Annotated in this window: 22 protein-coding genes; 5 read left to right on the plus strand and 17 right to left on the minus strand. The window is 71.8% G+C overall.

What is annotated here, in order from left to right; translation table 11 throughout:
• Window positions 1-169: 169 nt before the first annotated feature.
• From ACFRCR_RS05535 to ACFRCR_RS05565, 7 genes are all read right to left on the minus strand, one after another.
• A complete protein-coding gene (locus ACFRCR_RS05535) occupies window positions 170-799 on the minus strand; it encodes a LysE family transporter (RefSeq protein ID WP_377676038.1) in 630 nt (209 codons plus the stop codon).
• Between the two features lie 198 nt (window positions 800-997).
• On the minus strand, window positions 998-1,633 hold the full coding sequence (locus ACFRCR_RS05540) for a hypothetical protein (protein WP_377676039.1): 636 nt from the start codon (window positions 1,631-1,633) through the stop codon (window positions 998-1,000).
• A 30-nt stretch (window positions 1,634-1,663) separates the two neighbouring features.
• Window positions 1,664-2,800 carry a DUF6545 domain-containing protein gene (locus ACFRCR_RS05545; RefSeq protein ID WP_377676040.1) on the minus strand — a complete coding sequence of 379 codons (1,137 nt, stop codon included), beginning with the start codon at window positions 2,798-2,800 and terminating at the stop codon, window positions 1,664-1,666.
• The gene (locus tag ACFRCR_RS05550; protein ID WP_377676041.1) at window positions 2,797-3,213 is read right to left on the minus strand and encodes an ImmA/IrrE family metallo-endopeptidase; all 417 of its coding nucleotides are present in this window, start codon (window positions 3,211-3,213) and stop codon (window positions 2,797-2,799) included. Before ACFRCR_RS05550 ends, ACFRCR_RS05545 begins: the two co-directional genes overlap by 4 nt.
• Window positions 3,210-3,647, minus strand: coding sequence for an XRE family transcriptional regulator (locus ACFRCR_RS05555; protein ID WP_138824553.1), 438 nt, complete (start codon window positions 3,645-3,647; stop codon window positions 3,210-3,212). The genes ACFRCR_RS05550 and ACFRCR_RS05555 overlap by 4 nt, the downstream gene beginning before the upstream one ends.
• Before the next feature lie 414 nt (window positions 3,648-4,061).
• The gene (gene nrdI, locus ACFRCR_RS05560) at window positions 4,062-4,505 is read right to left on the minus strand and encodes a class Ib ribonucleoside-diphosphate reductase assembly flavoprotein NrdI (RefSeq protein WP_377676042.1); all 444 of its coding nucleotides are present in this window, start codon (window positions 4,503-4,505) and stop codon (window positions 4,062-4,064) included.
• On the minus strand, window positions 4,408-4,983 hold the full coding sequence (locus ACFRCR_RS05565) for an FAD-binding protein (protein WP_377676043.1): 576 nt from the start codon (window positions 4,981-4,983) through the stop codon (window positions 4,408-4,410). Before ACFRCR_RS05565 ends, nrdI begins: the two co-directional genes overlap by 98 nt.
• 310 nt (window positions 4,984-5,293) lie before the next feature.
• Here ACFRCR_RS05565 and ACFRCR_RS05570 point away from each other — a divergent pair, with 310 nt between their 5' ends.
• The 4 genes from ACFRCR_RS05570 (at window position 5,294) to ACFRCR_RS05585 (ending at window position 10,215) form a co-directional block, all read left to right on the plus strand.
• The gene (locus ACFRCR_RS05570) at window positions 5,294-5,926 is read left to right on the plus strand and encodes a hypothetical protein (RefSeq protein WP_377676044.1); all 633 of its coding nucleotides are present in this window, start codon (window positions 5,294-5,296) and stop codon (window positions 5,924-5,926) included.
• 110 nt (window positions 5,927-6,036) lie between these two features.
• Window positions 6,037-8,430, plus strand: coding sequence for a glycoside hydrolase family 3 C-terminal domain-containing protein (locus ACFRCR_RS05575; protein WP_377676045.1), 2,394 nt, complete (start codon window positions 6,037-6,039; stop codon window positions 8,428-8,430).
• Between the two features lie 46 nt (window positions 8,431-8,476).
• Window positions 8,477-9,175, plus strand: coding sequence for a hypothetical protein (locus ACFRCR_RS05580; protein ID WP_377676047.1), 699 nt, complete (start codon window positions 8,477-8,479; stop codon window positions 9,173-9,175).
• Window positions 9,176-9,186: 11 nt separating this feature from the next.
• Window positions 9,187-10,215 carry a glycosyltransferase family 2 protein gene (locus ACFRCR_RS05585; RefSeq protein ID WP_377676048.1) on the plus strand — a complete coding sequence of 343 codons (1,029 nt, stop codon included), beginning with the start codon at window positions 9,187-9,189 and terminating at the stop codon, window positions 10,213-10,215.
• A gap of 24 nt (window positions 10,216-10,239) precedes the next feature.
• Here the strand turns inward: ACFRCR_RS05585 and ACFRCR_RS05590 are convergent, their stop codons facing one another.
• The 10 genes from ACFRCR_RS05590 to ACFRCR_RS05635 all read right to left on the minus strand — a co-directional run bounded on the left by ACFRCR_RS05590 (window position 10,240) and on the right by ACFRCR_RS05635 (window position 21,364).
• On the minus strand, window positions 10,240-11,640 hold the full coding sequence (locus ACFRCR_RS05590) for a GHKL domain-containing protein (RefSeq protein WP_377676050.1): 1,401 nt from the start codon (window positions 11,638-11,640) through the stop codon (window positions 10,240-10,242).
• Entirely contained in the window at window positions 11,637-12,350 is a 714-nt protein-coding gene (locus tag ACFRCR_RS05595; RefSeq protein WP_377676051.1) for a LytR/AlgR family response regulator transcription factor, read from the minus strand. Before ACFRCR_RS05595 ends, ACFRCR_RS05590 begins: the two co-directional genes overlap by 4 nt.
• A 117-nt stretch (window positions 12,351-12,467) precedes the next feature.
• Window positions 12,468-13,838 (minus strand): MFS transporter, encoded by a 1,371-nt coding sequence (locus ACFRCR_RS05600; RefSeq protein ID WP_377676052.1) that lies wholly within the window; start codon window positions 13,836-13,838, stop codon window positions 12,468-12,470.
• Between the two features lie 101 nt (window positions 13,839-13,939).
• The gene (locus ACFRCR_RS05605) at window positions 13,940-14,899 is read right to left on the minus strand and encodes a PhzF family phenazine biosynthesis protein (RefSeq protein WP_377676053.1); all 960 of its coding nucleotides are present in this window, start codon (window positions 14,897-14,899) and stop codon (window positions 13,940-13,942) included.
• Between the two features lie 75 nt (window positions 14,900-14,974).
• A complete protein-coding gene (locus ACFRCR_RS05610; RefSeq protein ID WP_377676054.1) occupies window positions 14,975-15,373 on the minus strand; it encodes a VOC family protein in 399 nt (132 codons plus the stop codon).
• A gap of 60 nt (window positions 15,374-15,433) precedes the next feature.
• Complete coding sequence (locus ACFRCR_RS05615; RefSeq protein ID WP_377676055.1) at window positions 15,434-16,612, minus strand: zinc-binding dehydrogenase; 1,179 nt, start codon at window positions 16,610-16,612, stop codon at window positions 15,434-15,436.
• 31 nt (window positions 16,613-16,643) lie between these two features.
• Window positions 16,644-17,270, minus strand: coding sequence for a class II aldolase/adducin family protein (locus ACFRCR_RS05620; protein ID WP_377676057.1), 627 nt, complete (start codon window positions 17,268-17,270; stop codon window positions 16,644-16,646).
• A gap of 56 nt (window positions 17,271-17,326) precedes the next feature.
• A complete protein-coding gene (locus ACFRCR_RS05625; RefSeq protein WP_377676058.1) occupies window positions 17,327-18,343 on the minus strand; it encodes an NAD(P)-dependent oxidoreductase in 1,017 nt (338 codons plus the stop codon).
• Window positions 18,340-19,965 (minus strand): FGGY family carbohydrate kinase, encoded by a 1,626-nt coding sequence (locus ACFRCR_RS05630; RefSeq protein ID WP_377676060.1) that lies wholly within the window; start codon window positions 19,963-19,965, stop codon window positions 18,340-18,342. Before ACFRCR_RS05630 ends, ACFRCR_RS05625 begins: the two co-directional genes overlap by 4 nt.
• A 37-nt stretch (window positions 19,966-20,002) precedes the next feature.
• Window positions 20,003-21,364, minus strand: a complete 1,362-nt coding sequence (locus tag ACFRCR_RS05635; RefSeq protein ID WP_377676061.1) for an MFS transporter — start codon at window positions 21,362-21,364, stop codon at window positions 20,003-20,005.
• 214 nt (window positions 21,365-21,578) lie between these two features.
• Here ACFRCR_RS05635 and ACFRCR_RS05640 point away from each other — a divergent pair, with 214 nt between their 5' ends.
• A complete protein-coding gene (locus tag ACFRCR_RS05640; RefSeq protein ID WP_377676062.1) occupies window positions 21,579-22,508 on the plus strand; it encodes a sugar-binding transcriptional regulator in 930 nt (309 codons plus the stop codon).
• The last annotated feature ends 37 nt before the right edge of the window (window positions 22,509-22,545 follow it).

Consider the following 22,545-nt stretch of genomic DNA (forward strand, 5'->3'; position numbering starts at 1 on the left):
CTCCTCGCGCGACCGGCCACCGGGGCTTCGTCGTCCCTGCCCGACGGCGGTGCTCACCCCGAGCGGTGGACCGCACGGAGGCACGGGAGCGTGCGGCGGACGTCTTCCGGTCGGCGGTCGAGCGGTATGCCCCCGTGCGAACCGTCGCGCTCTGACGTCCCGGGTGCCGTCAGGCCCCGAGCGCCAGGTGCACCGCGAGGCCGAGGATCACGAGGCCGCCGACAGCCGCGGTGACCCGCTGACCCGTGTCGTTGGTCAGCGCCCTTCCGAGCACCGCGCCACCGCCCGCGACGACCAGCTGCCAGCTCGCGGACGCGAGGAACGCCGCCGCGACGAACACGGCGCGCTCGGGCCCGGTCGCGTCGGGGCTGAGCGCCCCGCCCGCGACGAGCACGGCGAAGTAGACGACGGTCGCGGGGTTGACCAGGGTCAGCCCGAGGAGCGTCGCGTAGGCGCGCACGGGAGTGGTGTCGCCCGTCGCCGGGCGGGGCGTGGCGCCGTCGGGCACGACGCGCTGGAGAGCGGGACGGAACGTGCGCCACGCGAGGAACGCCAGGACCGCGACCGACGCCCACGTGAGGGGGGTGCGGATCGATGCGACGAACGGCGCGACGACCGCACCTGCGACCACGGCGACCGTCGCGTAGATGCCGTCCGCGGTCGCGGTGCCCAGGCCCGCCGCGGCGCCCACGGTGAAACGCGTGCGTGCGGTGAGCGTCACGAGGTAGACCGCGATCGCGCCGACGGGGATCGCGATCGCATACCCGGCGACGAGGCCCGCGACGAGCGCGGCCGTCATCGGTCCGGCTGAGGTCGCCGGGTCGGGAGGCCCTGCTGTCGGCCGGCAGGTCGCGCGGGAGCGGCGAGCGGGCGGGGAGCGGGCGTCGTCGGCATGGGTCGAGGATCACCCCTGGGGGCCGAGCCGTCAAGCGTTCTTCGGTGCGTCGTCTCCCGCCCGACGACGGCGCTCACCCGGGCGCGGACCCCGGGTCGGTCGTCAGCCGACGAGCAGTGCCGCCGCGACCGCGCCCACGGCCGCGCCGAGCACGAGACCCGTGACGACCTCCGTGCGCGTGTGGTCGCGCACCCCGAGCCGGGCGAGGCCCACCACCACGGCGACGGCGAGCAGACCGGCCGAGAGCCACCACGACAGCGCGGTCGCGACGCCCGCCGCGACCGAGAAGACGCCCGTGTGCACCGACGCGCGCACGACCGGGGTCACGAGCGCGAGTGCGACGACCCCCGCGAGGTAGGCCGTGAGGAGCTGGGGCAGCAGCGGCGGTGCCCCCGTGAGGTGCAGGACGACGATCGCCGTGACCTCGATGAGGACGAGTCCCGCGAAGACCACCATGCGCTGCGCGCGAGGACGCACGTGCCGGGACTCGAGCACCCGCAGGCGGGCGAGCCCGTGCACGAACAGGTAGGGCAGCCCGCCGCACAGGAGCACGGCGAGGGCGACGTGGCCGAGGCCCGACACGCCGGGGGAGGCGTACAGGGCGGTCGCGAGCACGAGCGCGGCGACCGTGTAGCCGGGGGCGAGCACCTCGGTCACGAGGACGGCCCACCGGGGGTGGGGTGCCGTCGTGCCAGGGGACGCCTCGGCCGGCGGTGCGGTGGGGACGGGGTGGGTCATGGTTCTCCGAGCGGCAGGGTGCGGTCGCGGTCAGTGGTGGTCGTCGCGCTCGCTGCCCGGCGGGAGCTGTGAGCCCTCGTGACCGTCGTACCCGAGGACGGACACGAGGACGCTCGCGCGCCGTTCGCCCGTCTGCTCGCGGAACGCCCGCCCGAGGTCGCGCAGGGCCTGGTCGTCACTGACCCAGTCGCCCCAGTCGGCCGGGACCGGTGGGCGCTCGTCCATCCCTCTCCGGGTCGCGGCGAGGTCGATCTGGAGGGCGCGCAGCACGGGTGCGGGAGCGTCGCCGACGAGGGTGCGGACCTGCGCCGCGTCCTGTGGATCGGAGTAGCGGGCGAGGGTCGCCAGGGCGTCCATGATCTCGATGGTGCGGTGGTACTCCGCGACCTCGGGCCGGACGGCGGGCAGCCGGGACTCGGCGACGGCGTCCACGAGGTGGGAGTGCAGGGCGCCGAGATCGGCGTGCCGACGCCTGCGGGTGCGGGCCGCGGAGAGGAGGTGTCCCATGATCCCCACCGTGAGCAGGACGCTCGAGGTCGCGATGAGGTACCGCGTGCGTACGCCGAGGAGGCGGAACTGCCCGACGGCCTCCGGTTCCTGCAGGACGATGTTGACGGCGCTGAGCAGCGCCCACAGGACGCCGACGAACGCTCCGGCCGCCGCCAGGTCCATGCCCCATCTGCCACCGCGCGGTCGCTCGCCGCGCGAGCGCAGGGTCGAGACGCCGAACGTCGCCGTCGCCCACAGGAACGCGCCGTAGTAGGCGGCCCAGTAGAGGGCCATCCACGGCTTGCCGGCGGTCTGGAAGTCGAAGTCCCGTCGCTCCCAGGGGCCGTTGAGGACGAAGACCACGACGAGCACGCTCACGACGCCGACCACGCCCGCGACGACGTACCGGGGACGAGGACGGCGCCCTTGGGTCCCCTGGACCCAGGCCGCGATGCACAGGCAGCCCGCGACGAGCAGCGAGTGCTTCGCGAGCTCGTGGAGCCCGGCCGGGGCGGAGGTCAGCAGGAAGGACTCGACGGCGTCGATCCGCAGCGCGGAGGCCGCGGCCACGAGGCCGAGACCCCAGGTGAGCGCACGGTCGCCGTCGAGGTGTGAGCGGTGCCGCAGCGCGGTCCACCCCGCTGCCCCGGCGAAGAGCAGGAAGGCGAGGTAGGTCACCGGTAGCGCTCCATGCCTGCCAGCCGGTGGGCGACACCGCCCGTCGCCTCGATCGACATCATGAGCTCGCTCGCGAGGGACTCGGCACGGTGCTCGACCGGGTCCTCGTAGCGGTTGCGTCGCTGCGGGCCCGGGGGAGGAGCCGTGGGGTCGTCGCACGCGTCGAGGATGTGGACGAGCTCGTGGGCGATGATGTGCTGCCGGTGTCGCGGGGAGAGCGCGGCCTCGGAGCTGACGATGACCTTCTCGCCGTCCGGCAGGCTGAGCCACATCCCGGAGATCCCCTCGCCGAGGGGGCCGTCGACGACGTCGACCGGGCGTCCGCGACGGGTCGCGACGATCCCGCGCGCCTCGTCGATGCTGCGCGCGCGGTCGAGGCCGGCGGAGGTCAGCCAGGCGCGATGCTCGGTCACGGTTCGTCGTCGGTCTCGACGGCAGGGAGCGACTGCATGCGGCGCATCTGGTCGAGGAGCTGGGTCACCGCACGGACGTTCTCCGCCGAGAGACCCTCGGCGCGCATCGCGAAGGCCTCGACGCCGTGGTCAGACAGGGCGAGGCGCAGCTCCTTCTTGGGGTCCTCGCCCGTGTCGAGGAGGTCCTTGGGCTCGACACCGAAGTACGCCGCGAGACCCTCGATGATGCGCAGCGAGGGAGAGGTGCGGTGGCCGCCGCGCAGCGCGCTCAGGTAGGCCTCCTTCACGGCGTAGCCGTGCTCGGTCATCCAGGTCGCGACCTCGCGGTTGGTCGCGCCGCGTCCGGCCCGCTGCCTGGTCGCGAACAGCTCGTTCAGCCGGTGCTGGAACGCTCGGCTGAGCCGCTCGCCCGGGGGGTTCTCCTGTGTCGTCACCTCTCGATTGTCCCAGGATCGACGGGGTGCTGGTAGCACCTGTCCGCCGGGCCGACGGACGGCCGCCGGGCGGGTGAGGGCGGTGGCGTCGAGCGCTGTTCGGGCGGCGTCTTCGAGGGACAGGAGCACGCCCCTCGGCGTGACGCCGCGGGCCTGCGGCGATGTGGTGGCGGTGTGTGACCGGCGCGCTCGTGTGGTGCAGTTCACATGAGAGCTCTCTCATCTACAGGCACATCGTCGTCGGGTCAGGGATGCCCTCAGTAGAGTACGGATGTCGCGGTTCGTGACGGTCGAGGCCTTGGGGGTCGTGCGTCCCGTCACGCCGCGACCGCCCGGCGCCTCCGGGGGAGCAGGGGGTCCCCGGACGGCGCCGGCGCCGTCCCTGCGACCTTCCGGCCGCCGACCCGGTCTCGTCTAGGCCTGAAGACCCGCCGCTCGCCTCGCGTGCTCGACGTCGAGCGCCCGGTCCAGGTCCTCCAGGACACGCCTGGCCTCCTCGACGTCCCACGTCGTGCCCTGCAGCTCGAACTCGAAGAGGACGGGGCGCCCCGACGTCCGGGCGATCTGCCGGCACGCGGCCTGGTAGTGCTCGCCGAAGTTCCGGTTTCCCGACCCCATGACCCCCACGAGACGGCGCCGCGTGACAGGGCTCGCGAGGAAGCGGCGCACCGGTTCGGGGATGGTGTCGTTGTCGACGTTCCCCGTCTTGTACGAGGGCGTGAGCAGCACCCAGGGGCCGTCCGGCACGGAGCGGCGGACCTCACGGTCGCCCAGGTCGAACGCCTCGCGGCCCAGCCGGAGCGCGAACGAGCGCACCATGCCCGACGCCGACGAGTAGAAGTAGACGACGGTCCGCACCGGGCTCACCTGCCCAGGAGCACCCGGGGCCCCAGGAGAGCCCCCGGCGACGGGGGAGCGATCGGGACGGGCGGCGTCGGGCACGGGTGCGGCACTCCTCGGGTCGGGGGACTCTCCAGTCCACACCGGCCCTGCGCGGCCGGCCAGGGCACAAGGTCCCGTCCCGGTCGTGGGGGCGCGCGGGGGCAGGCGCGTCCCATGACCGCCGCGGTCGAGTTCCCCGCCGCAGAGAGCCCGGGACTGGCGAGAGGTCCTCGCGCAGGACTGCGCCGTGCTCGTCGGTGAGGAGTCCGCCTTTGGTCCCGAGATCGCCCGGGACGATCTTCACGGCCGTGAACGGCCCCCGGTACCTGCGACGCGCGTCGGCGCGCCCTCCGCCACCTGCCCGTCGGTGACCGTCACCCGGCGAGGACACCTGCCCGGGCGACAGGTTGTGCGCCAGAACCGACAGGTTATGCAAACCGACCACCCCCCTCACCAGGGGTGCGCTGTGATGAGTTCGTTATCAACCGACCAGCGACACCAACGTCTCTGGGCACCAGGGCGTGGCGGCCCTCAGCGGACGAGGGGCTCGACCCCGACGTCACCCGAGTCCGCCCGGTCGACGGCGCGGCAGGGGACGGCCCCGGCCTGCGACCGCTCTTGGACAGTCGAAGGAGACACACAAGTGGACCCACGCACGCAACCCGCACCTGAGGTCGCCGTCGTGCGCTGCCGCCACGCCGAGGCGGCCCAGGAGAAGACGTGGCACGCGCGTACCCAGCCCCGCGGACGTCAGGGGGGCTCTCGTGCGCACGTTCTGGACTGACCTCTCCGAGCGACGCCCCACGGTCGCGCAGTTCGTCATGTTCTCGCTCCTGAGCACCGGGATGACGGTGCTCCAGCTGGCGCTGATGCCGCTGTTCAAGTGGGTCTTCACCATGACACCTCTCGTGGACCAGAGCTTCCAGGCGTTCGCCGTGAACGTGAACGCGGACGGCTCGCCGTTCTACCTCTTCGACTACGCGGCGGGTGCCCTGCCCGCCGGAGGCGGCGGCCTGGCGTACTTCCTGGCGGTGCAGGTCACCCTCCTCATCGCCCAGGTCATCAACTTCTTCCTCCAGCGCAACGTCACGTTCAAGTCGGACACGAACATCTGGCGTGCGGCGGCCTGGTACTTCGTCGCGTACGTGCTGATCACCTTCGCGGCCGCGGCGTTGCAAGGCTTCTACAAGGCACCGATCTACCAGTGGATGGTCGAGCGCTGGGGCAGCACCGGGGAGGTCGGGGCGGACCTCGTCACCATGATCATCAACGCGCTGATCTCGGTCCTCGTGTACTTCCCGATCCTCAAGATCATCTTCAAGCAGGCGCCCGGGACCGACGGGGCCCCTGGCCCGGGACCGACCGTCGTCGAGCCGGTCGTCGAGGCGGCCCGCTAGTCGCGACGCCCGCCCCAGAGCAACGCAGCCCGCCGGACCGGTCGGGCGTGCAGAACCACACCCAGTGCACCCACGAGAGAAGACCTCCGTGGGGGAACGGAAGCAGAACCATGACGGAAGAACTGACCACGCTCGAGAAGGCCGCACTCCTCAGCGGGGAGAGCGTCTGGGAGACGCGGGCGGTACCCCGGCACGGCATCCGGACGCTGTGGCTGTCCGACGGCCCGCACGGCATCCGCAAGCAGACGGGCTCGGCCGACCACCTCGGCCTGGGCGCGTCGCAGCCCGCGACCTGCTTCCCGACGGCGGCCACGGTCGCGAACAGCTGGGACCCCGAGCTGGCGCTGTCGGTCGGCGAGGCGCTCGGCGCCGAGGCTGCGGACCAGGGCGTGGACGTGCTGCTCGGTCCTGGTCTCAACGTCAAGCGCAGCCCGCTGTGCGGGCGTAACTTCGAGTACTTCTCCGAGGACCCCTTGCTCTCCGGGCGCCTCGCCGCTGGATACGTGCGTGGGATCCAGTCGCGCGGCGTCGCGGCGTGCCCCAAGCACTTCGCGGCCAACAGCCAGGAGCTGCGGCGCATGACGAGCGACTCCGTGGTGGACGAGCGGACGCTGCGCGAGATCTACCTGACGGGCTTCGAGGTCGCGGTCCGCGAGTCCTCGCCGTTCTCGATCATGTCGAGCTACAACCTGATCAACGGCACGTACGCCAACGAGAACCCCTTCCTGCTCCAGCAGGTGCTGCGGGACGAGTGGGGCTTCGACGGTGCGGTCGTGACGGACTGGGGTGGCGGCAACGACGCCGTCGAGGCCGTCCGCCGCGGCGGGACGCTCGAGATGCCCTCGCCCGGCCTCGACTCGGCCGCACAGATCGTGGCCGCCGTGGAGCGCGGTGACCTGGACATGGCGGACCTGGACGCGCGGGTCGAGGAGATGAAGGTCCTCGGGAGCCGGATCGGTGGGGCGGGGCGCGAGGTCGACCTCGACGCGCACCACGAGCTGGCGCGCACGGTCGCCGAGCAGAGCGCGGTGCTGCTGCGCAACGAGGACCATCTGCTGCCGTTGGCGTCGGGGACCCGGGTCGCGGTCGTCGGCGACTTCGCCGCGACGCCTCGCTACCAGGGCGCCGGATCCTCGGTCGTCAACCCGACGCGGCTCACGACTGCCCTGGACGCCCTGGGCGCCTCGGACCTGCAGGTCGTGGCGACCGCGCAGGGCTTCACGCGCGGCGGGGACTCGGACCCTGCCCTCGTCGCAGAGGCCGTCGACGCGGCGCGCACGGCGGACGTGGTGCTGCTGTACCTCGGGCTGGACGAGATCAGCGAGTCGGAGGGGCAGGACCGGAGCCACCTGCGTCTGCCGCCGAGCCAGGTCGAGCTGCTGGCGCGGATCTCCTCTGTCACGAGCCGGATCGTGGTCGTGCTGAGCGCGGGATCGGTCGTGGAGGTGCCGTGGCTGTCGCAGTGCGGCGCACTGGTGCACGGCTACCTGGGCGGCCAGGGCGGCGCCGAGGCCGTGGTGCGGGTCCTGACGGGTGCGGTGAACCCGTCGGGTCGTCTCGCGGAGAGCTACCCCGTCCGCCTCGAGGACGTGCCCAACGCGCGGTACTACCCGGGCGAAGGCGTCGACGCCGAGTATCGCGAGGGCCCCTACGTGGGCTACCGCTACTACTCGACGGTCGGCGTCCCGGTCGCCTTCCCGTTCGGGTTCGGCCTGAGCTACACGACGTTCGCCTACACCGACCTCGCGGTCGACGCCGACGGCGTGACGTTCACCCTGACCAACACGGGTGACGTCGCGGGGGCCGAGGTCGCCCAGCTCTACGTGGGACGCCAGGAGGCCGACGGCGTGCACCGCCCCGTGCGCGAGCTCAAGGGCTTCGCGAAGGTGCACCTCGCGCCGGGCGAGTCCCGACGCGTGCGCATCGACTTCGACCGCTTCACCTTCCGGCACTTCTCGACGACGTCGAACGCCTGGGAGACCGAAGGCGGTGCCTGGACGCTCGCCGTGGGCTCCGACGTGGAGACCGTGCTGCTGACGGCCGAGCACGTCGTGGTGGGCACGGCCGCTGCCGGTGTCGACGCGGTGCCGGACGAGTACCGCACGGGCCGCGTGACGGACGTCTCCGACGAGGCGTTCGCCGCGCTGCTGGGCCGACCGCTCGCCCCGCGGGGCCGTGTGACGGGGCCGCTCGGCGTCAACAGCCCGTTGTCGGACATGGAGCACGCCCGGAGCCCGCTGGCGCGGTTCGCCTACCGGGAGCTGGCGAGGCGGATCGCTCGCGCCGAGGCCAAGGGCACCCCGGACCTCAACCTGCTCTTCCTGCGCGGGATGCCGTTCCGGGCGATCGCGAAGATGACGAACGGCGCCATGAGCATGGACATGGCCGAGGGCCTGCTCACGATCGTCAACGGCCACTTCTTCCGTGGAGCCGGGGCCCTGATCGCAGGGTTCTTCCGCAACCGTCGCTCCACCCGTCGGATGCGGGCCGAGCTCGCGCGCTGACGCGCACGTCCGGTTCGTTCCTTCTTCCTGAGAGAGAGTGTGTGTGATGTTCCGACGGATTGGTCAGGCGTGGTCGGGGTTTTCTGAGCGGCGTCCGGGGACGGCGCAGTTCTTGATGTTCTTCTTGTTGAGCAATGGTGTGACGGTGCTGCAGCTGGCGTTGATGCCGGCGTTCAAGGCGGCGTTCGGGTTGACGGGGTTGGTGGACACGAGTTTTCAGGTGTTGCCGGTGGGGTCGAATCCTGATGGTTCGCCGTTCTTCGTGTTCGACTACGCGGCGGGGGCTCTGCCTGAGGGTGGGGGTGGGTTGGCGTACTTCTTGGCGGTGCAGGTCACGTTGTTGATCGCGCAGGTGATCAACTTCTTCGCCCAGCGCAACGTGACGTTCAAGTCGAACACCTCGGTCTGGCGGGCGGCGTTCTGGTACGTGGTCGCGTACGTGGTGATCACGTTCGCGGCGGCGGCGTTGCAGGGCCTGTACAAGGCGCCGATCTACGAGCTGTTGATCGACACGTGGGGCCTGGGCAAGACCGGGGAGACGATGGCCGACATGGTCACGATGATCATCAACAGTGCTCTATCGTTCTGGGTGTTCTTCCCGATCTTCAAGATCATCTTCAAGCGTGACCCCGAGGTCCAGGCCGAGCAGGCCGAGGCGCCTGGCCCTGCTCAGGTGGCGGGCGCGCCGGTGGCCGGGGGCGCGGGGGAGTCCTCGTCGTCGGCCCGCGCGGGCCAGGAAGTCTGAAGAGTGCGCTGATGTCCAAGCTGTTGACGATCGTCGTGCCGTGCTACAACTCCGCGGCGTACATGCACCGCAGCATCGACTCGCTGCTGGCCGGGGGCGAGCGGGTGGAGATCTTGATCGTGGACGACGGGTCCTGGGACGCCACGGCCCAGGTCGCGGACCGGTACGCCGCCGCCCACCCGGGGGTGGTGCGTGCGATCCATCAGCCCAACGGGGGCCACGGGGCCGCGATCAACACGGGCCTGGCCAACGCGCGCGGGCGGTACATCAAGATCGTGGACTCCGACGACTGGCTCGAGGCCGACGCCTACGCCAAGGTGCTGGACCTGCTGGACTCCTTCGTCGCCCAGGACACCGGGATCGACGTGCTGATCAGCAACTTCGTGTACGAGAAGGTCGACAAGCGCAACAAGACCGCCGTGCGCTACACCAACGCCCTACCCCAGAACCGGGTCCTGGGCTGGGACCAGGTCGGGCGCCTGCGCAAGAACCAGTACATCCTCATGCACTCCCTGATCTACCGCACCGACCTGCTGCGCGAGGTCGGCCTGGTCCTGCCCGAGCACACCTTCTACGTCGACAACCTCTACGCCTACGCGCCCCTGCCCGCGGTCCGGCGCCTGTACTACCTCAACGTCGACCTGTACCGGTACTACATCGGACGCGCCGACCAGTCCGTCAACGAGACCGTGATGATCTCCCGCGTGGACCAACAGCTGCGCATCAACCGCACCATGATGGAACACCTGTCCGCGGCCCGCGCCGACCCCCACACCCCCCGCGCCCTCAAGCGCTACATGCTGCACTACCTCGACATCGTGTCCCTGGTCTCCTCGATGCTCCTGGTCCGCGCCGGCACCCGCGAGTCCCTGCGCAAGAAGGACGAGTTCTGGGCCCACGTCCGCGCCTACGACCCCGCCCTGTACCGCCGACTACGCCGCACCACCCTGCACCAGATCTCCAACCTCCCCGGCAGACCCGGACGCCACCTGTCCGTCCTGGCCTACAAAGCCGCACAACGCGTCATCGGCTTCAACTAGAGGCTTCAGCGGTCCCCGGCCGCCTCAGCGCCCCGACGAGTCCGGCGGTCCCAGGAGCTCCAGCCGTCGCCTCTGGGGTCGGGACCTGCGTCCCTCGGGGACCGGGATCAGGGCCCGCACCACGAACCAGTCGGACTCGGTGCGCACCGTGAGCGACCCTCCGTAGCCCTCGACGACCTGACGCATGTTCCGCAGGCCGTACCCGTGGTTGAGGGCGTCGCGCTTGGTGGTCCGCGGGATCCCGTCGTCGAAGTCGAGGTCGCCCACGTGGTAGTTCTCGAACCGGACCATGACGAGCGAGCTCTGCGTGTAGACCGCGACGCGCACGAGCCGGTTCTCCGGGTCCGGCAGGGCCGCGGTGCTCTCGATCGCGTTGTCGAGCGCGTTGCCGAAGAGCGCGCTCAGGCCCATGGCGTCCATGAACGACAGGGCTGCGCCGTCGACCACGCACGTCAGGGTGATCCCGAGCTCTGCGCACTGGGCGGTCTTCGACGTGAGGATCGTGTCGAGCACGGGGTTCCCCGTCTCGACCTGGGAGCCGTATCCCTGGATGCTCTCCTCGAGCTGGTCGAGATACGTCGCCTTGGCCGCCGGGTCGCTCTCGGTCCGGATCGCGGTGACGAAGTGCTTGAGGTCGTGGTACTTGCGGTGGACGATGTCGATGTTCCGCTTGGACTGCAGGTACTGCTCGTGCTGCGAGCGCAGCATCCGGTTCATCGCCTCGACCTCGACCGCGCGCTGGAGCTCGAGCCGCTGCCCCTGCTGGGCGTAGAGAGCGACGTACCCGGCGAGGTCCACGAGCGTACGGATGTAGAAGATCTCGGGACCGAACTGCGCGCTGAACGGGGTGTTCGAGCTCACGAAGCTCACGTTGCTCATGAGGAACGTGACGGCGGCGATCGAGGCCGCGCTCAGCAGGCCACGCCGGTCGACCTCGAGCTGCTGGTCGGGCGGGAAGTGTCGTCGCTCGATGAAGTAGGCCGCGGTGAAGGCCGCGCCGTACACCATGACCAGCAGACCCGCCTGGACCCCGACGCCCGTGAACCCCTGGTCGACGGCGTAGCTGTAGAGCTGCCAGTGGAGCGACGCGACGAGCTCGGCGAGCACGAAGGCGCGCGCCGTGAAGTACCCGGCCTCTCTCGTCGAGACGTCGGCGCAGAGCACGACCACGCTGTACATCGCGGCGACCGCCATGGCCATGCCGAACGTCCACAGGGGGATCGGCAGCTCGCCCGCGAAGGACTGGACGGCCCACAGGAGCCCGAGCCCCAGCCCGAGCAGGAGGGCGAGGACGGGCGGCGTGAACCTCTTGCGCAGCAGCAGGATGTACACGAAGCACGCGGACCACTCCGCGAAGGCCGTGATCCCACGGGGGATGTCGGTGGGGACCTCCGCGACGGCGGCGGAGAGGACGTCCTGGATCACGCGACGCGTCCGCCGACGTGGTCGGCGAGCGCGTCGAGGAAGGCACGCTTGCGCGGTCGGCTGATCTGGAGCTCGTCGCCGCCGAGCATGACGCACGTGCTCTGGTCGACCGCCAGGACGTGGCGCATGTTCACCAGGTAGCAGCTGTTGCTGCGGAAGAACCCCTTGTCGGCGAGGTCGGTCTCGAAGGCCTTGAGGGTGCCGGTGAACGCGTAGGTCCGGTCGACGGCGTGGACGACGACCCGGTGCTTGATGCTCTCGATGTAGACGACGTCGAGGAGGTCGACCCGGGCGACCGCGCCGTTCACGGTCAGCATGAGCGAGTCCGTGCCGCTGCGCCGGACACGGTCGATGCTGCGGCGCAGCTCCTGGGAGAACGCGAACCAGGGGACGGGCTTGAGGAGATAGCTCAGCGCGTCGACCTCGTAGCCGTGGATCGCGTACTGCGCCATGTTCGTGACGAAGACGATGACGACCCGGGAGTCGAGCGTACGGATCTGCCGTGCGGTGTCGAGGCCGTCGAGGTCGTCCATCTGGACGTCGAGGAAGAGGATGTCGAAGTCGGGGCGGTAACCCGTGACGAGCTCACGCCCGTCGCTGAAGGTACGGACGTCGAACGTCACCCGGTTCTCGACCTGGAAACGGTCGAGGTGACCGAGCACGACGTCTCTGCTGGCGGACTCGTCGTCGACTACGCCGATGCGGATCATGCGGGCGGACCTCTTTCACGATGACGTCCCAAGATACCAAGGGAACGCGGCCAGGAACGGCGCGATCACGCCATTTCGGGCACGTGTTCGACGACGTCCCGAGCCGGGGGACGAAGGTCACACCCGGTCGGCCACCAAGGTCCTGCTCGGCTGCGGCAGCGGCTTGACCCAGCCTGCGAGCGCGATGCTCAGGACGGTGGCGACCGTGATGGTGAGCAGGGCGTGCCTCCCGCCGATCGAGTCCGCGAGCAGGCCGAGCAGCGGTGGTGCCGTGAGCTGGCCGAACGAGATGAAGGACGTCACGACCGATACGCGCCCTGGGGCCCGCAGCGGGTCGTCCGACGCGGCGGCGATCGCGATCGGGTTGGCGAGGGCGGCCCCGCAGCCCCACAGCACGATGCCGAACCAGGCGAGCGGCAGCCCGGGAGCCAGACCGAACAGGAGCAGCCCGACGAGAGCGGAGAGCCCGGACGCCCGCAGGATCGTGACGCGCCCGAACCGGTCGATGAGCCCCGTCCCGGCGAACCGGAAGACCGTCATCGCGGCGACGAAGGTGCCGTAGGCCATGGCCCCGACGGCCTCGCGCACGGCGAAGCCGTCGACCATCGAGATCGAGAGCCAGTTGCCGGCCGATCCCTCGGACAGGGACGCCGCGAGCAGGACCAGGCCGATGAGCAGGGTGCGCGGCTCGCGCCACGCGGACAGGGCGTTGCGGAGCCCCGCCCCCCGGCCTCTGACCGGGCGAGGGGCCGTCTCGTCCGTGACGCCGTGCGCCGCAGCGGGTTCCGCCGCAGAGCCGGCCGGAGCGTCGGCCACCTCGGCGGCCACTTCGTCGGCCGCGTCGCTCGTCCCGCGGGCCGACGGCGCCGCGACGGCCGGGCGGTCGTCCGCACCGGTCGCGGCCTGCCGCTCGGGCGCGAACACCGTCGCCGGTCCGATGAGGAAGGCGCGGGCGATCGCGACGAGGGTCGTGATGATCACGAGCTGGACCGCGATGTGGATCTGCGCGGCGGAGAACGCGGCCCCGACGAGCGCCCCCGCGCCCGCGCCGATCGAGAAGGCCGCGTGGAAGTGGGGGAGGATCGCGCGGCCGACGCGCTGCTCGACCATGGCCCCGTTGAGGTTGATCGGGACGTTCATCAGGGCGCCGCTGATGCCGTTGGTGAACGCGCCGACCGCGAAGACGCCGACGCTCCCGGTCGCCGTGCCCCACGCGACGAGCAGCAGCGCGACGAGGTTGACGACCGTGGCCGCGACGAGGGTTCGGCGGCTCCCGAACCGGGCGACGACCGCGCCCGTGGACATCACGGCGAACAGTGCGCCGACCGCGCCGACGATGAGGATCAGTCCGAGCTGTGCCGAGGACACCCCGAGCGCCTCGCGGATCGAGGGCAGTCGTGTCATCCAGCTCGTGCCCACGATGCCGAAGAGCGCGAAGAGCGCCATCAACGACCAGCGGGCGCGATCGACTGCAAGGTTTCCTGACATTCAGCGAACTCTATGCCGCGCCCGGGTGCGTTCTCACCGTGTTTCTGTGGGCGGGACGCGCCGGTCCGGCGGCGGGGCCGCGCCGAGCCCCGGCGCGCGGGTCAGAGCAGCACGGTGCCGTCGATGCAGGTCACGGCATCGCCGCCGACCCACACGGTGTCCCGGCGGGCGCCGTCGCGACCGTCGTCGCCGACGTCGCGGCGCACGTGGACGCGCCCGGCCCGCCCGAGCGCCGTGCCCTGGCTCGCGACGTACTCGGCGGGCAGCAGGCCGTCCGGCTGGAGCCACTGCGCGACGACCGCGTTGAGGCTGCCCGTCACGGGGTCCTCGGGGATGCCCATGTCGAGCGCGTAGCCGCGCACCTCGACCGCGGCCCCGTCGGGGCCGTCGTACCGCCCGTCCCCGAGCGCGGTGTACGGTCCGACGACGCCGATCGCCAGGTCGCCCAGCCCCGTGAAGTCGGGGTCGAGGGCCAGGACCTTCTCGGCCGAGCCGAGCAGCAGCACCCGCCAGCCCGGCCCGTTGTCGAGGAACCGGTGGTCGACGACGTCGCGAGCCTCGAGCCCGAGCGCGCGCGTGATCGCCGTGAGGGTGGACAGGTCGACGGGCTCGTCCGCGAGGAGGTGGGGGGCCGCGAAGGCGAGCCGACCGCCCGTGGAGGCTCCGCCGTCGGGCAGGGCGGTCAGGTCTGTCGCGGGGGAGCGGCGCAGCGGGACCAGGCCGATCCCGCACTCCTGGACCACGGTGCCCGCGACGCGTGGCGTACCGCCCGCGGCCAGCCACGCGTGGCACGAGCCGAGCGTCGGGTGCCCGGCGAACGGCAGCTCGCCCGCGGGGGTGAAGATGCGCAGGCGGTAGTCGGCGCCGGCGGCCGCGCCCTCGGGGGAGGGAGGGAGGAGGAACGTCGTCTCGGACAGGTTGGTCCAGCGGGCGAAGGCGGCCATCTGATCGTCCGTCAGCCCGACGGCGTCGCGCACCACCGCGACCGGGTTGCCCCGGTAGGGGGTCGTCGTGAAGACGTCGACCTGCGAGAACGGGCGAAGGCGCGGTGGGGTGGTCATGCGTCCGACGCTAGCGCCACGCCTGGGCCTCCGCAGGGAACCTCGGGTCCGCTGCGGGTCGGTGCGCCCGGTGCCTCAGGCGTTCGGCGGCTGGATCAGGTCCCACGGCATGCCGTACAGGTCCTCGAAGACCGCGACCGTGCCGTAGGTCTCGTGCCGCGGCTCCTCCCGGAACGTCACGCCGTGCGAGAGCATGCGGGCGTGCTGGGCCGAGAAGTCGTCCGTGCGCAGGAAGAAGGCGACCTCGTCGCCCACCGGCCGGCCCACGCGGGCGCGCGCGTCGTCGGACGTCGCGAGGGCGAGGACGAGCCCCGTTCCCGGGGCCTCGTCGGCTCCCGGGCTCACGACGACGCGCCGCCACCCGCCCTCGAACGTCTCGTCCTGACGCAGCGTGAAGCCGAGCGCGTCCGTGAAGAAGGCGATGGCGTCGTCCAGGTCGTGCACGAGGTAGGTGGCGTTCTCGAGGCTCAGCATGACGTGGAGCGTAGCCGTGCCCTGCCGGTGCGGGCGCTCCGACAGGGCACGGTGAGGCCGTCAGTCGAAGACGATCACCTGGCGTGCGCCCTCCCGGCGGCGCATCGCGTCGAACGCCGCCTCGACGTCGTCGAGCGCGATCTCCTGGCTGACGATCGCGTCGATGGGCAGCTGACCCTCGATCGCGTGGCGCACGAGGCGGGGGAAGGCCGTGGACGGGACGGCCGAACCGTAGTTCGAGGCCACGATGCGCGATCCCGAGAAGACGAACCGGTAGGTGTCGAGCGCCGCGGTCGCGCCGGTCCGGGTCAGGCCGACGAGCGTGGTCGTGCCTCCCGGCCGGACGAGGCGGGTCGCGAGCTCGATCGTGGACGTCAGGCCGATGGCCTCGATCACGTGGTCCGGGCCGTCGTCGCACAGCTCCCGGACGGCGGCGGTCGTCAGGGCGTCGTCGGTCGCCAGGACCCCGTGCGTGGCGCCGACCTGGAGGGCGAGGTCGAGCTTCGACTGCTCGCGGTCGACGCCGATCACGCGTGACGCCCCGGCGAGCGCCGCGCCCATGACGGCGGAGAGGCCGACCCCGCCGAGCCCGATCACGACGACCTCGTCCCCGGCCTCGACGCGCGCGGTCCACAGCGCCGCGCCGACGCCCGTGGTGATGGCGCACCCGACGAGCGACGCCTGGGTCGCGGGCAGCCGGGGATCGACGCGGACCGCTGCCTCGGCCGCCACGACCTGGTACGTCGCCATGGTCCCGATCCCGCAGTGGATGCCGAGCGGCGTGCCGTCGGTGCGGCGGATCCGGACCTGGTCCTGGGAGGTGCGGTGGTCGCCCCCGACGGGCGTCGCGCACAGGTGCCCGTCACCGTCGGCGCACCGGGCGCAGCGGCCGCACGGGGCGGTCCAGGCCAGGACCACGTGGTCCCCCACGCGCGGGTCCTCCGGGTGCCGACCGACGCCCGAGCCGACCGCGACGACGACGCCTGCGCCCTCGTGGCCCATGACGAGCGGGCTCGGCAGCTCCCAGTCGTCGTCGAGGATGTGCAGGTCCGAGTGGCACACGCCGCTCGCGAGCATCCGTACGGCCACCTCGCCCGGCCCGGGCGGGTCGAGCACGACGTCCTCGATGCTCAGGCCCTTGCCGGGGCCGGCCCAGACCACGGCTCGGGCCGCGAAGGGGGCGGTGAAGTCGTCAGCGGTGCGGGTGTCGGGGATCGTGCGGGTCTGTGCGAGCGTCATGCGGTCTCCTGGGTGAGGTGGGGTGTGCGGGTCACGCGTGGTGCAGCGTCGCCCAGTGCTCCTGCGGGAAGGACGTCGTGGTGTCGCCGAGCTGCAGCGCGCGGAACGTCGCCTCGGCGGCCTGTTCGAGATTGAGGGCGCGGCGGTAGGCCATCGCGATGTCGGGGCCGACGGCCGAACAGCCGTGGAAGCCCTGGATCACGCAGTCGTGCGTCGCGGCCTCTGCCGCCGCGCTCTCGGCGAGCTCGTCCGAGCCGTTCGGGAAGTAGGGGGTGCGGCCGACCGACTTCACGTAGTACGCGTGGTCGAGAGTGAAGAGGCGGATCTCGTGCCCCAGCGCGTCGAGCAGCACCGCGTACTGCGGATGGACGTGGATCACGGAGCCCGCGTCGGGGCGCGCCTGGTAGGTGCGCTGGTGCAGCTTCCACTCCGACGACGGCCGGGGCGAGCCGCCGACGATCTCGCCGTCGAGCGTCATGAGGGTGAAGTCGGCAGGGGTGAGCCGGTCGAGGAACGTCCCCGAGCCCGTCACGGCGAACACGTCGCCCCCCGGGAGGCGCGCGGACAGGTTTCCTCCGCTGGCAAGGACGAGGCCCTTGTCGACGGCGTCGTGGCCGACGTCGCACAGCTCCTGGACGAGGTCGTCGAGCGTGGTCATGGTGGTTCCTTCCGTCGTGCGCCGGGCCCTGCGTGCCCGACGCGGGTGCAGGGGGGTCAGGCGCGGGCCGAGGCGGCGAGCACGTCGGGGTTGGCGATCGTCGAGGGGCGCCCTCCCCCGAGCCACGTGAGCAGGCCGTCGGCGGCGATGCGCGAGTGCTCGGCGACGACGTCGTCGGACGCGCCCCCGATGTGGGGCGTGAGCGTCACGTTGTCGAGCGCCAGGAGGGGGTGGTCCGCCGGGACCGGCTCGGTCCAGAAGACGTCGAGACCCGCGCCTGCGAGGCGCCCCTCCTGCAGCGCGGCGACGAGCGCGTCCTCCTCGACGACCGCCGCGCGGCCGGCGTTGACGAGATAGGCGTCGGGGCGCATGAGGCGCAGCTCTCGGTCTCCGAGGAGCCCGATCGTGCTCTCGGCGAGGGGCACGTGGACCGTCACCACGTCGGACCGTGACAGCACCTCGTCGAGCGTGGTGACCGTGGCCTCGTCGCCGAACGCGTCCGCGGCGAGGAACGGGTCGTAGACGAAGACGTCCATGCCGAACGCGCGGGCGCGGCGCAGGACGCGACGGCCGATCGCCCCGCCCCCGAGGATGCCCAGGGTCCGGCCGGCGAGCTGGATGCCTCGGAAGCGGGAGTACGGCTCGAAGACGTCGTCGGGCGTCCACGCGCCGCTGCGCAGCCAGCGCTCGGCCTCGCCCGCGTGCCGGACGGTCATGAGGATCAGGGTGAACGCGAGGTCTGCCGTGACCTCGGCATTGCGCGCGGGCGTGGTGAGGACGGCGATTCCGCGTTCCGTGCACGCGGCGACGTCGACGTTGACCGGGTTGGCTCGGCACGAGACGACGGCCCGCAGCCCGGGTGCCCTGTCGAGCGTCGCCGCGTCGACGACGTCGAGCTCGGTGACGATCGCTGTCGCGGTCGCGAGCAGGTCGTCGATGCCGCGCTCGGCGAGCGAGCCGCCGTCGAGCGACGGCTCGACGACGTCGAGCGCGAAGTGCTCGCCGAGCGACTCGGCACGGGCGGTGTCGAAGGGCGCCGTCACGAGCAGGCGAGGGGGGGTCGGGGCGGTCATGGGAGCTCCTTGTCGTGGTGCGTCGTCGTGCGGGAGGTGCCCGACGGCGGGCGGGCGACGACCGTGTGCGCGGGCCGTGCCCGCCGGGTCGCCTCCTGGGCGGTCTGGTGGGAGGCCTTGCGCAGGTCGCGCAGCGAGGCCCAGTGGTGACGGTTCGCATCGCGGACCGCGGTGAACACCGTGGCCTGCGCGTCGTGCAGCGCGCGGAGACGAGGGTCCGGCTCGAACCGGTGCGTGTCGGTGCCCAGCCGTTCGGTCGCGGCGCGCAGGTCAGTGGCGCGACCGGTCGCGACGAGAACGAGAGCGGCCACGCCTCGCACACCCAGCTCGGCGAAGGTGGAGCGCTCGACGGGCCGACCCGTGACGTCGGCCACGATCTCGCACACGAGAGAGGACTGGGCGCCGCCACCGCACAGGCGCACGGTGGCGCCCCCGTCGACGCCGAGGAGGTCCATGCACTCCCGCAACGAGAGCGCGATCCCCTCGTAGACCGCGCGAAGGAGCTGGCCGGGCGTCGTGCTGACCGAGAGGTTGAGCCACGCGGCCGACGCGTCGGTGTCGACGAACGGGGCACGTTCACCGCTGACACCGGCGTAGGGCAGGTAGAGGACGCCGCCCGCGCCTGCGGGCTCGGCGCGCACGATCCGTGCGACTTCTTCCCACTCGAGCGCGTCGAGCCCGGTCACCTGCCTGGCCCAGTCGAGGTTCGGGGTCCCGTTCATGGGGGCGAGGCACTCGACCACGTGGTCCGACTCGCCGAGCGAGACGGTGATGACCGGCAGGTCGGCCGGAGCGCGCGGGCCCTCCTGGACGGCGCCCACGAACGCCGTGGTGCCGAGGATCGCGTAGACCTGCCCAGGGTCGACGACCCCGAGACCGACGCCACCGGCGGGGGTGTCGACCATGCCCGTGGCGACGGGCAGGCCGACCGGCAGCCCGGTCTCCCGCGCGGCATCCGCGGTGACGTGTCCGGCGACGGTTCCCGGGGGGAGCAGCGGTGGGAGCAGGCGCTCGAACCGCTCATGGCCGAGCCCGGTCAGCAGCCTGTGCGAGTACGTGCCCTGCGCGACGTCGAGGTACGTGCGCGAGGCCTCCGACGGGTCGGTCGCACGCCGGCCGGTGAGCCGGAAGCGGATCCAGTCCTTGCAGTTGAGGTGGGTCGCGGCCGAGCGCACGAGCCCGGGGTCGTCCTCCTCCAGCTCTTCGAGGAGGACGGGCAGGGCGCCGGGGAACAGCGCCGACCCCGTGACCTCCCGGACGAGCGCGCCGCGGCCGTCGCGTCCCCACGCGGCGACCCGAGGTGCGGCGCGTCCGTCGAGCCAGAGCAGAGCGGGCCCCACGGGCCTGCCGTCCTCGTCGACGAGCCACGCGCCGTCACCCTGCCCGGTCACGGCTGCGCCGATCAGCTCGACGTCACCCGCCTCGTCGCACGCGGCGGAGATCGTGGCGGCGACGGCAGACCAGACCTCGTCCATGTCCTGCTCGGCCCGGTCGGGGAGGGGGCGACGGATGCGGACGGTGGACCGCGACGCTCCCAGCACCTCCCCGTCGAGCGAGAGGACGACTGACTTGACGGAGGTGGTCCCCGCGTCGATGCCGAGGACGGCAGGCGTACGAGTCATGCCAGATCATCTTCCCTTCGGTGGCCGCGGCGTGGTCTCAACGACCCACGACCGTGTGGTCGACCTCGGTCGGCACGGACGGCGGGGTGGTGGTCCGGGCGTCGTCGCCGGTGGCAGCCGCGTCGGAGGCCCCGGGGGCGTGGTCCGCCGCCTCGACCCCAGGTTCGCGCAGCAGGAACGTCAGGAACAGGCCGACGACGTAGAAGCCCGCGAGGATCCACACGACGGGGGCGATGCCCAGCGGGACCACGAGGGCGGCGACCGCGGGCCCGGCGAAGTTCGACAGCCCCGCACCGAGGTTGAGGACCGCGACGGCGGCAGCCTTGTTCTGGGGCGCGAGGAGCGGGACCACCGCGGACAGCGGCACGTACATGCCGAGCGCCAGCCCGTAGACGATGCCGAGCGCCATGACGACCGGGAAGTTGGCTCCCAGGCCTTGCGGCACGTAGTAGAAGCCGAGCACCGTGATCGCGGTCGCGAGACCGCCGCCCCAGGCGATGACGTTGATGCGGCCGAACTTGTCCGAGGCGTATCCCGAGACGAGGTTGGCGGCCACGTTGGCGAGCAGCATGGTTCCCCAGATCGAGGACCACTGCGCCTGGGTGAAGCCGACGGTGCCGACCATGTAGACGCCGAGGAACACGGCGAACGAGTAGTAGGAGATGGTGTTGATGAGGCGGACGGCACCGCCCACCGCGACCTTCGGGCGGTCCCGCATGATCGTGATGCTGCGGACGAGCCCCTTGACCGTCTCCTCGCGGCTGATCTTGTGGGCTCCGGCGCGGGAGCGGACGAGCAGTGCGACCATCACGGTGGCGACGACGACGAAGGCGAGCGCGGACCAGAGGGTCCCGAGCGACCCCAGGGGTTCGATGGCGCCTGCGACGAAGTACCCGCTGATGACGCCGAGGCCCATCGCGTTGAAGAACCAGTACCAGCCGACGGCCTTGCCCATGACGGCGTTGGGGGTCTCCATGGTGACCCAGACGAGGAAGCCATAGGCGAAGAACGGGTAGCCGATCGCGCGGACGGCGTACGCGAAGACCATCACCGGGTAGTTGCCGGGCATGACGCCGAAGGCGAGGAAGACGACCTCGAAGACGATCCAGACGGCTGCCCCGAGCAGCATGACGCGGCGGGGCCCCCAGGCCTCGGCGAGGGCTCCGGCGAGCCAGGCGGAGACGGCGACGACGATGCCGTAGGCGCTGAACAGGCCTGCGACCTGCCCCGCGCTGAACCCGTCGTCGGTCAGGTAGTTGGACAGGAAGCTGAGCTCGATCCCGTCACCGACCATGAAGAGCATGAGGGCGACGAACCCCCAGGCGAGCGGTCGGGAGATCCCTTGTGAGGTGAGGAAGCGGGCAAACGCTCCGCCGGCGGGTGCTTCGACACTGGACATGCGACTCCTCCTTGAGTCATGTACATTTGTTCATGCAGACGAACGGTGGTTCACCTATTGTGGGCCAACCGTGCGTCGTGTCAAGGCCGGACGGCTCGGCCGGGCCGCCGAGATGTACGGAGCGACGGGTGTCGTCGCAGGTGAGATAGCCTGAAGGCCCCTCGCGAACGGAGGTTCATGCATGCGAACGGATGATCACCAGAAGGTTGGACGCGTGGCGCGCCTCTACTACGAGCATGGGCTCACGCACGCGGAGATCGCGTCGATGCTCGACGTGTCGAGGATCAAGGTCACACGCATGCTCGCCGACGCTCGGCGCCGCGGGATCGTCGAGATCACGGTGCACAGCGACGAACGGCCGTTCGCCGACCTGGAGGAAGCCCTCGTCGAGCGCTTCGGGCTCCGGAGCGCATGGGTCAGCCCGTCCGGCGGAGCCGACGACGACCGCGCCGCCGCCTCGCTCGCGCTCTCAGGTGCCGACGCCCTCGGCGCGGTGCTGCCGCGCGCCCGCCGCGTCGCCGTCGGGCTCAGCCGCTCCGTCGCCGCGAGCATCGCGCAGCTCCGGCCGCTCGAGCTGCCCGAGCTCGAGATCCTTCCGCTCGCCGGCAGCCGGGCCGGACGGGCCAACGGCGCCGACCCCCACGAGCTCGTCACCTCGCTCGCGCACGTCACCGGCGGTACCCCGTTCCACCTGCCTGCCCCGCTCATCGCGGCCGGTCCCGACGCCGCCGCTGCCGTCCGGGAGGACCCCGACGCGAGGGCGGTGCTCGAAGCGGCGGCCGCTGCGGACGTCCTGGTCGTCGGGGTCGGTGGCAACCAGCGCGCCGCGCAGGCCCTCCGGCGATGGATCACCGAGAGCGAGTTCGAGGCGCTGCGCGACCTCGGGGCCGTCGGCGACGTCTCGGCGCGCTTCTTCGACGCCGACGGCGACACCGTCCGCGGCGAGGTCGACGAGCGTGTCGTGGGCCTGACGCTCGACGAGCTGCGCGCCATCGACGTCCGGGTCGCGATGGCAGGGGGCCCGGAGAAGCGCGACGCGCTGTTCACCGCGCTCTCGTGCGGTCTGGTCAACGTCGTCGTGACGGACGTCGACAGCGCCGTGGACCTGCTGGAGCGCACCGCACCCGACGCCCGGTCGGCCTGACGGCTCCGACGGCCCGGCGACCGCAGCGGTGCCGGGG

This window comes from Oerskovia sp. NPDC056781 (genome assembly GCF_042789955.1).
Lineage (GTDB): Bacteria > Actinomycetota > Actinomycetes > Actinomycetales > Cellulomonadaceae > Oerskovia > Oerskovia rustica.

Excerpts from the sequence above, each read along its gene's own strand:
- ACFRCR_RS05595 (WP_377676051.1), bottom strand. The coding sequence starts at position 12,350 with ATGATCCGCATCGGCGTAGTCGACGACGAGTCCGCCAGCAGAGACGTC.
- ACFRCR_RS05605 (WP_377676053.1), bottom strand. The coding sequence starts at position 14,899 with ATGACCACCCCACCGCGCCTTCGCCCGTTCTCGCAGGTCGACGTCTTC.
- ACFRCR_RS05635 (WP_377676061.1), bottom strand. The coding sequence starts at position 21,364 with ATGTCCAGTGTCGAAGCACCCGCCGGCGGAGCGTTTGCCCGCTTCCTC.
- ACFRCR_RS05615 (WP_377676055.1), bottom strand. The coding sequence starts at position 16,612 with ATGACGCTCGCACAGACCCGCACGATCCCCGACACCCGCACCGCTGAC.
- ACFRCR_RS05535 (WP_377676038.1), bottom strand. The coding sequence starts at position 799 with ATGACGGCCGCGCTCGTCGCGGGCCTCGTCGCCGGGTATGCGATCGCG.
- ACFRCR_RS05620 (WP_377676057.1), bottom strand. The coding sequence starts at position 17,270 with ATGACCACGCTCGACGACCTCGTCCAGGAGCTGTGCGACGTCGGCCAC.
- ACFRCR_RS05540 (WP_377676039.1), bottom strand. The coding sequence starts at position 1,633 with ATGACCCACCCCGTCCCCACCGCACCGCCGGCCGAGGCGTCCCCTGGC.
- ACFRCR_RS05625 (WP_377676058.1), bottom strand. The coding sequence starts at position 18,343 with ATGACCGCCCCGACCCCCCCTCGCCTGCTCGTGACGGCGCCCTTCGAC.
- ACFRCR_RS05630 (WP_377676060.1), bottom strand. The coding sequence starts at position 19,965 with ATGACTCGTACGCCTGCCGTCCTCGGCATCGACGCGGGGACCACCTCC.
- ACFRCR_RS05585 (WP_377676048.1), top strand. The coding sequence starts at position 9,187 with ATGTCCAAGCTGTTGACGATCGTCGTGCCGTGCTACAACTCCGCGGCG.
- ACFRCR_RS05575 (WP_377676045.1), top strand. The coding sequence starts at position 6,037 with ATGACGGAAGAACTGACCACGCTCGAGAAGGCCGCACTCCTCAGCGGG.
- ACFRCR_RS05600 (WP_377676052.1), bottom strand. The coding sequence starts at position 13,838 with ATGTCAGGAAACCTTGCAGTCGATCGCGCCCGCTGGTCGTTGATGGCG.
- ACFRCR_RS05610 (WP_377676054.1), bottom strand. The coding sequence starts at position 15,373 with ATGCTGAGCCTCGAGAACGCCACCTACCTCGTGCACGACCTGGACGAC.
- ACFRCR_RS05580 (WP_377676047.1), top strand. The coding sequence starts at position 8,477 with ATGTTCCGACGGATTGGTCAGGCGTGGTCGGGGTTTTCTGAGCGGCGT.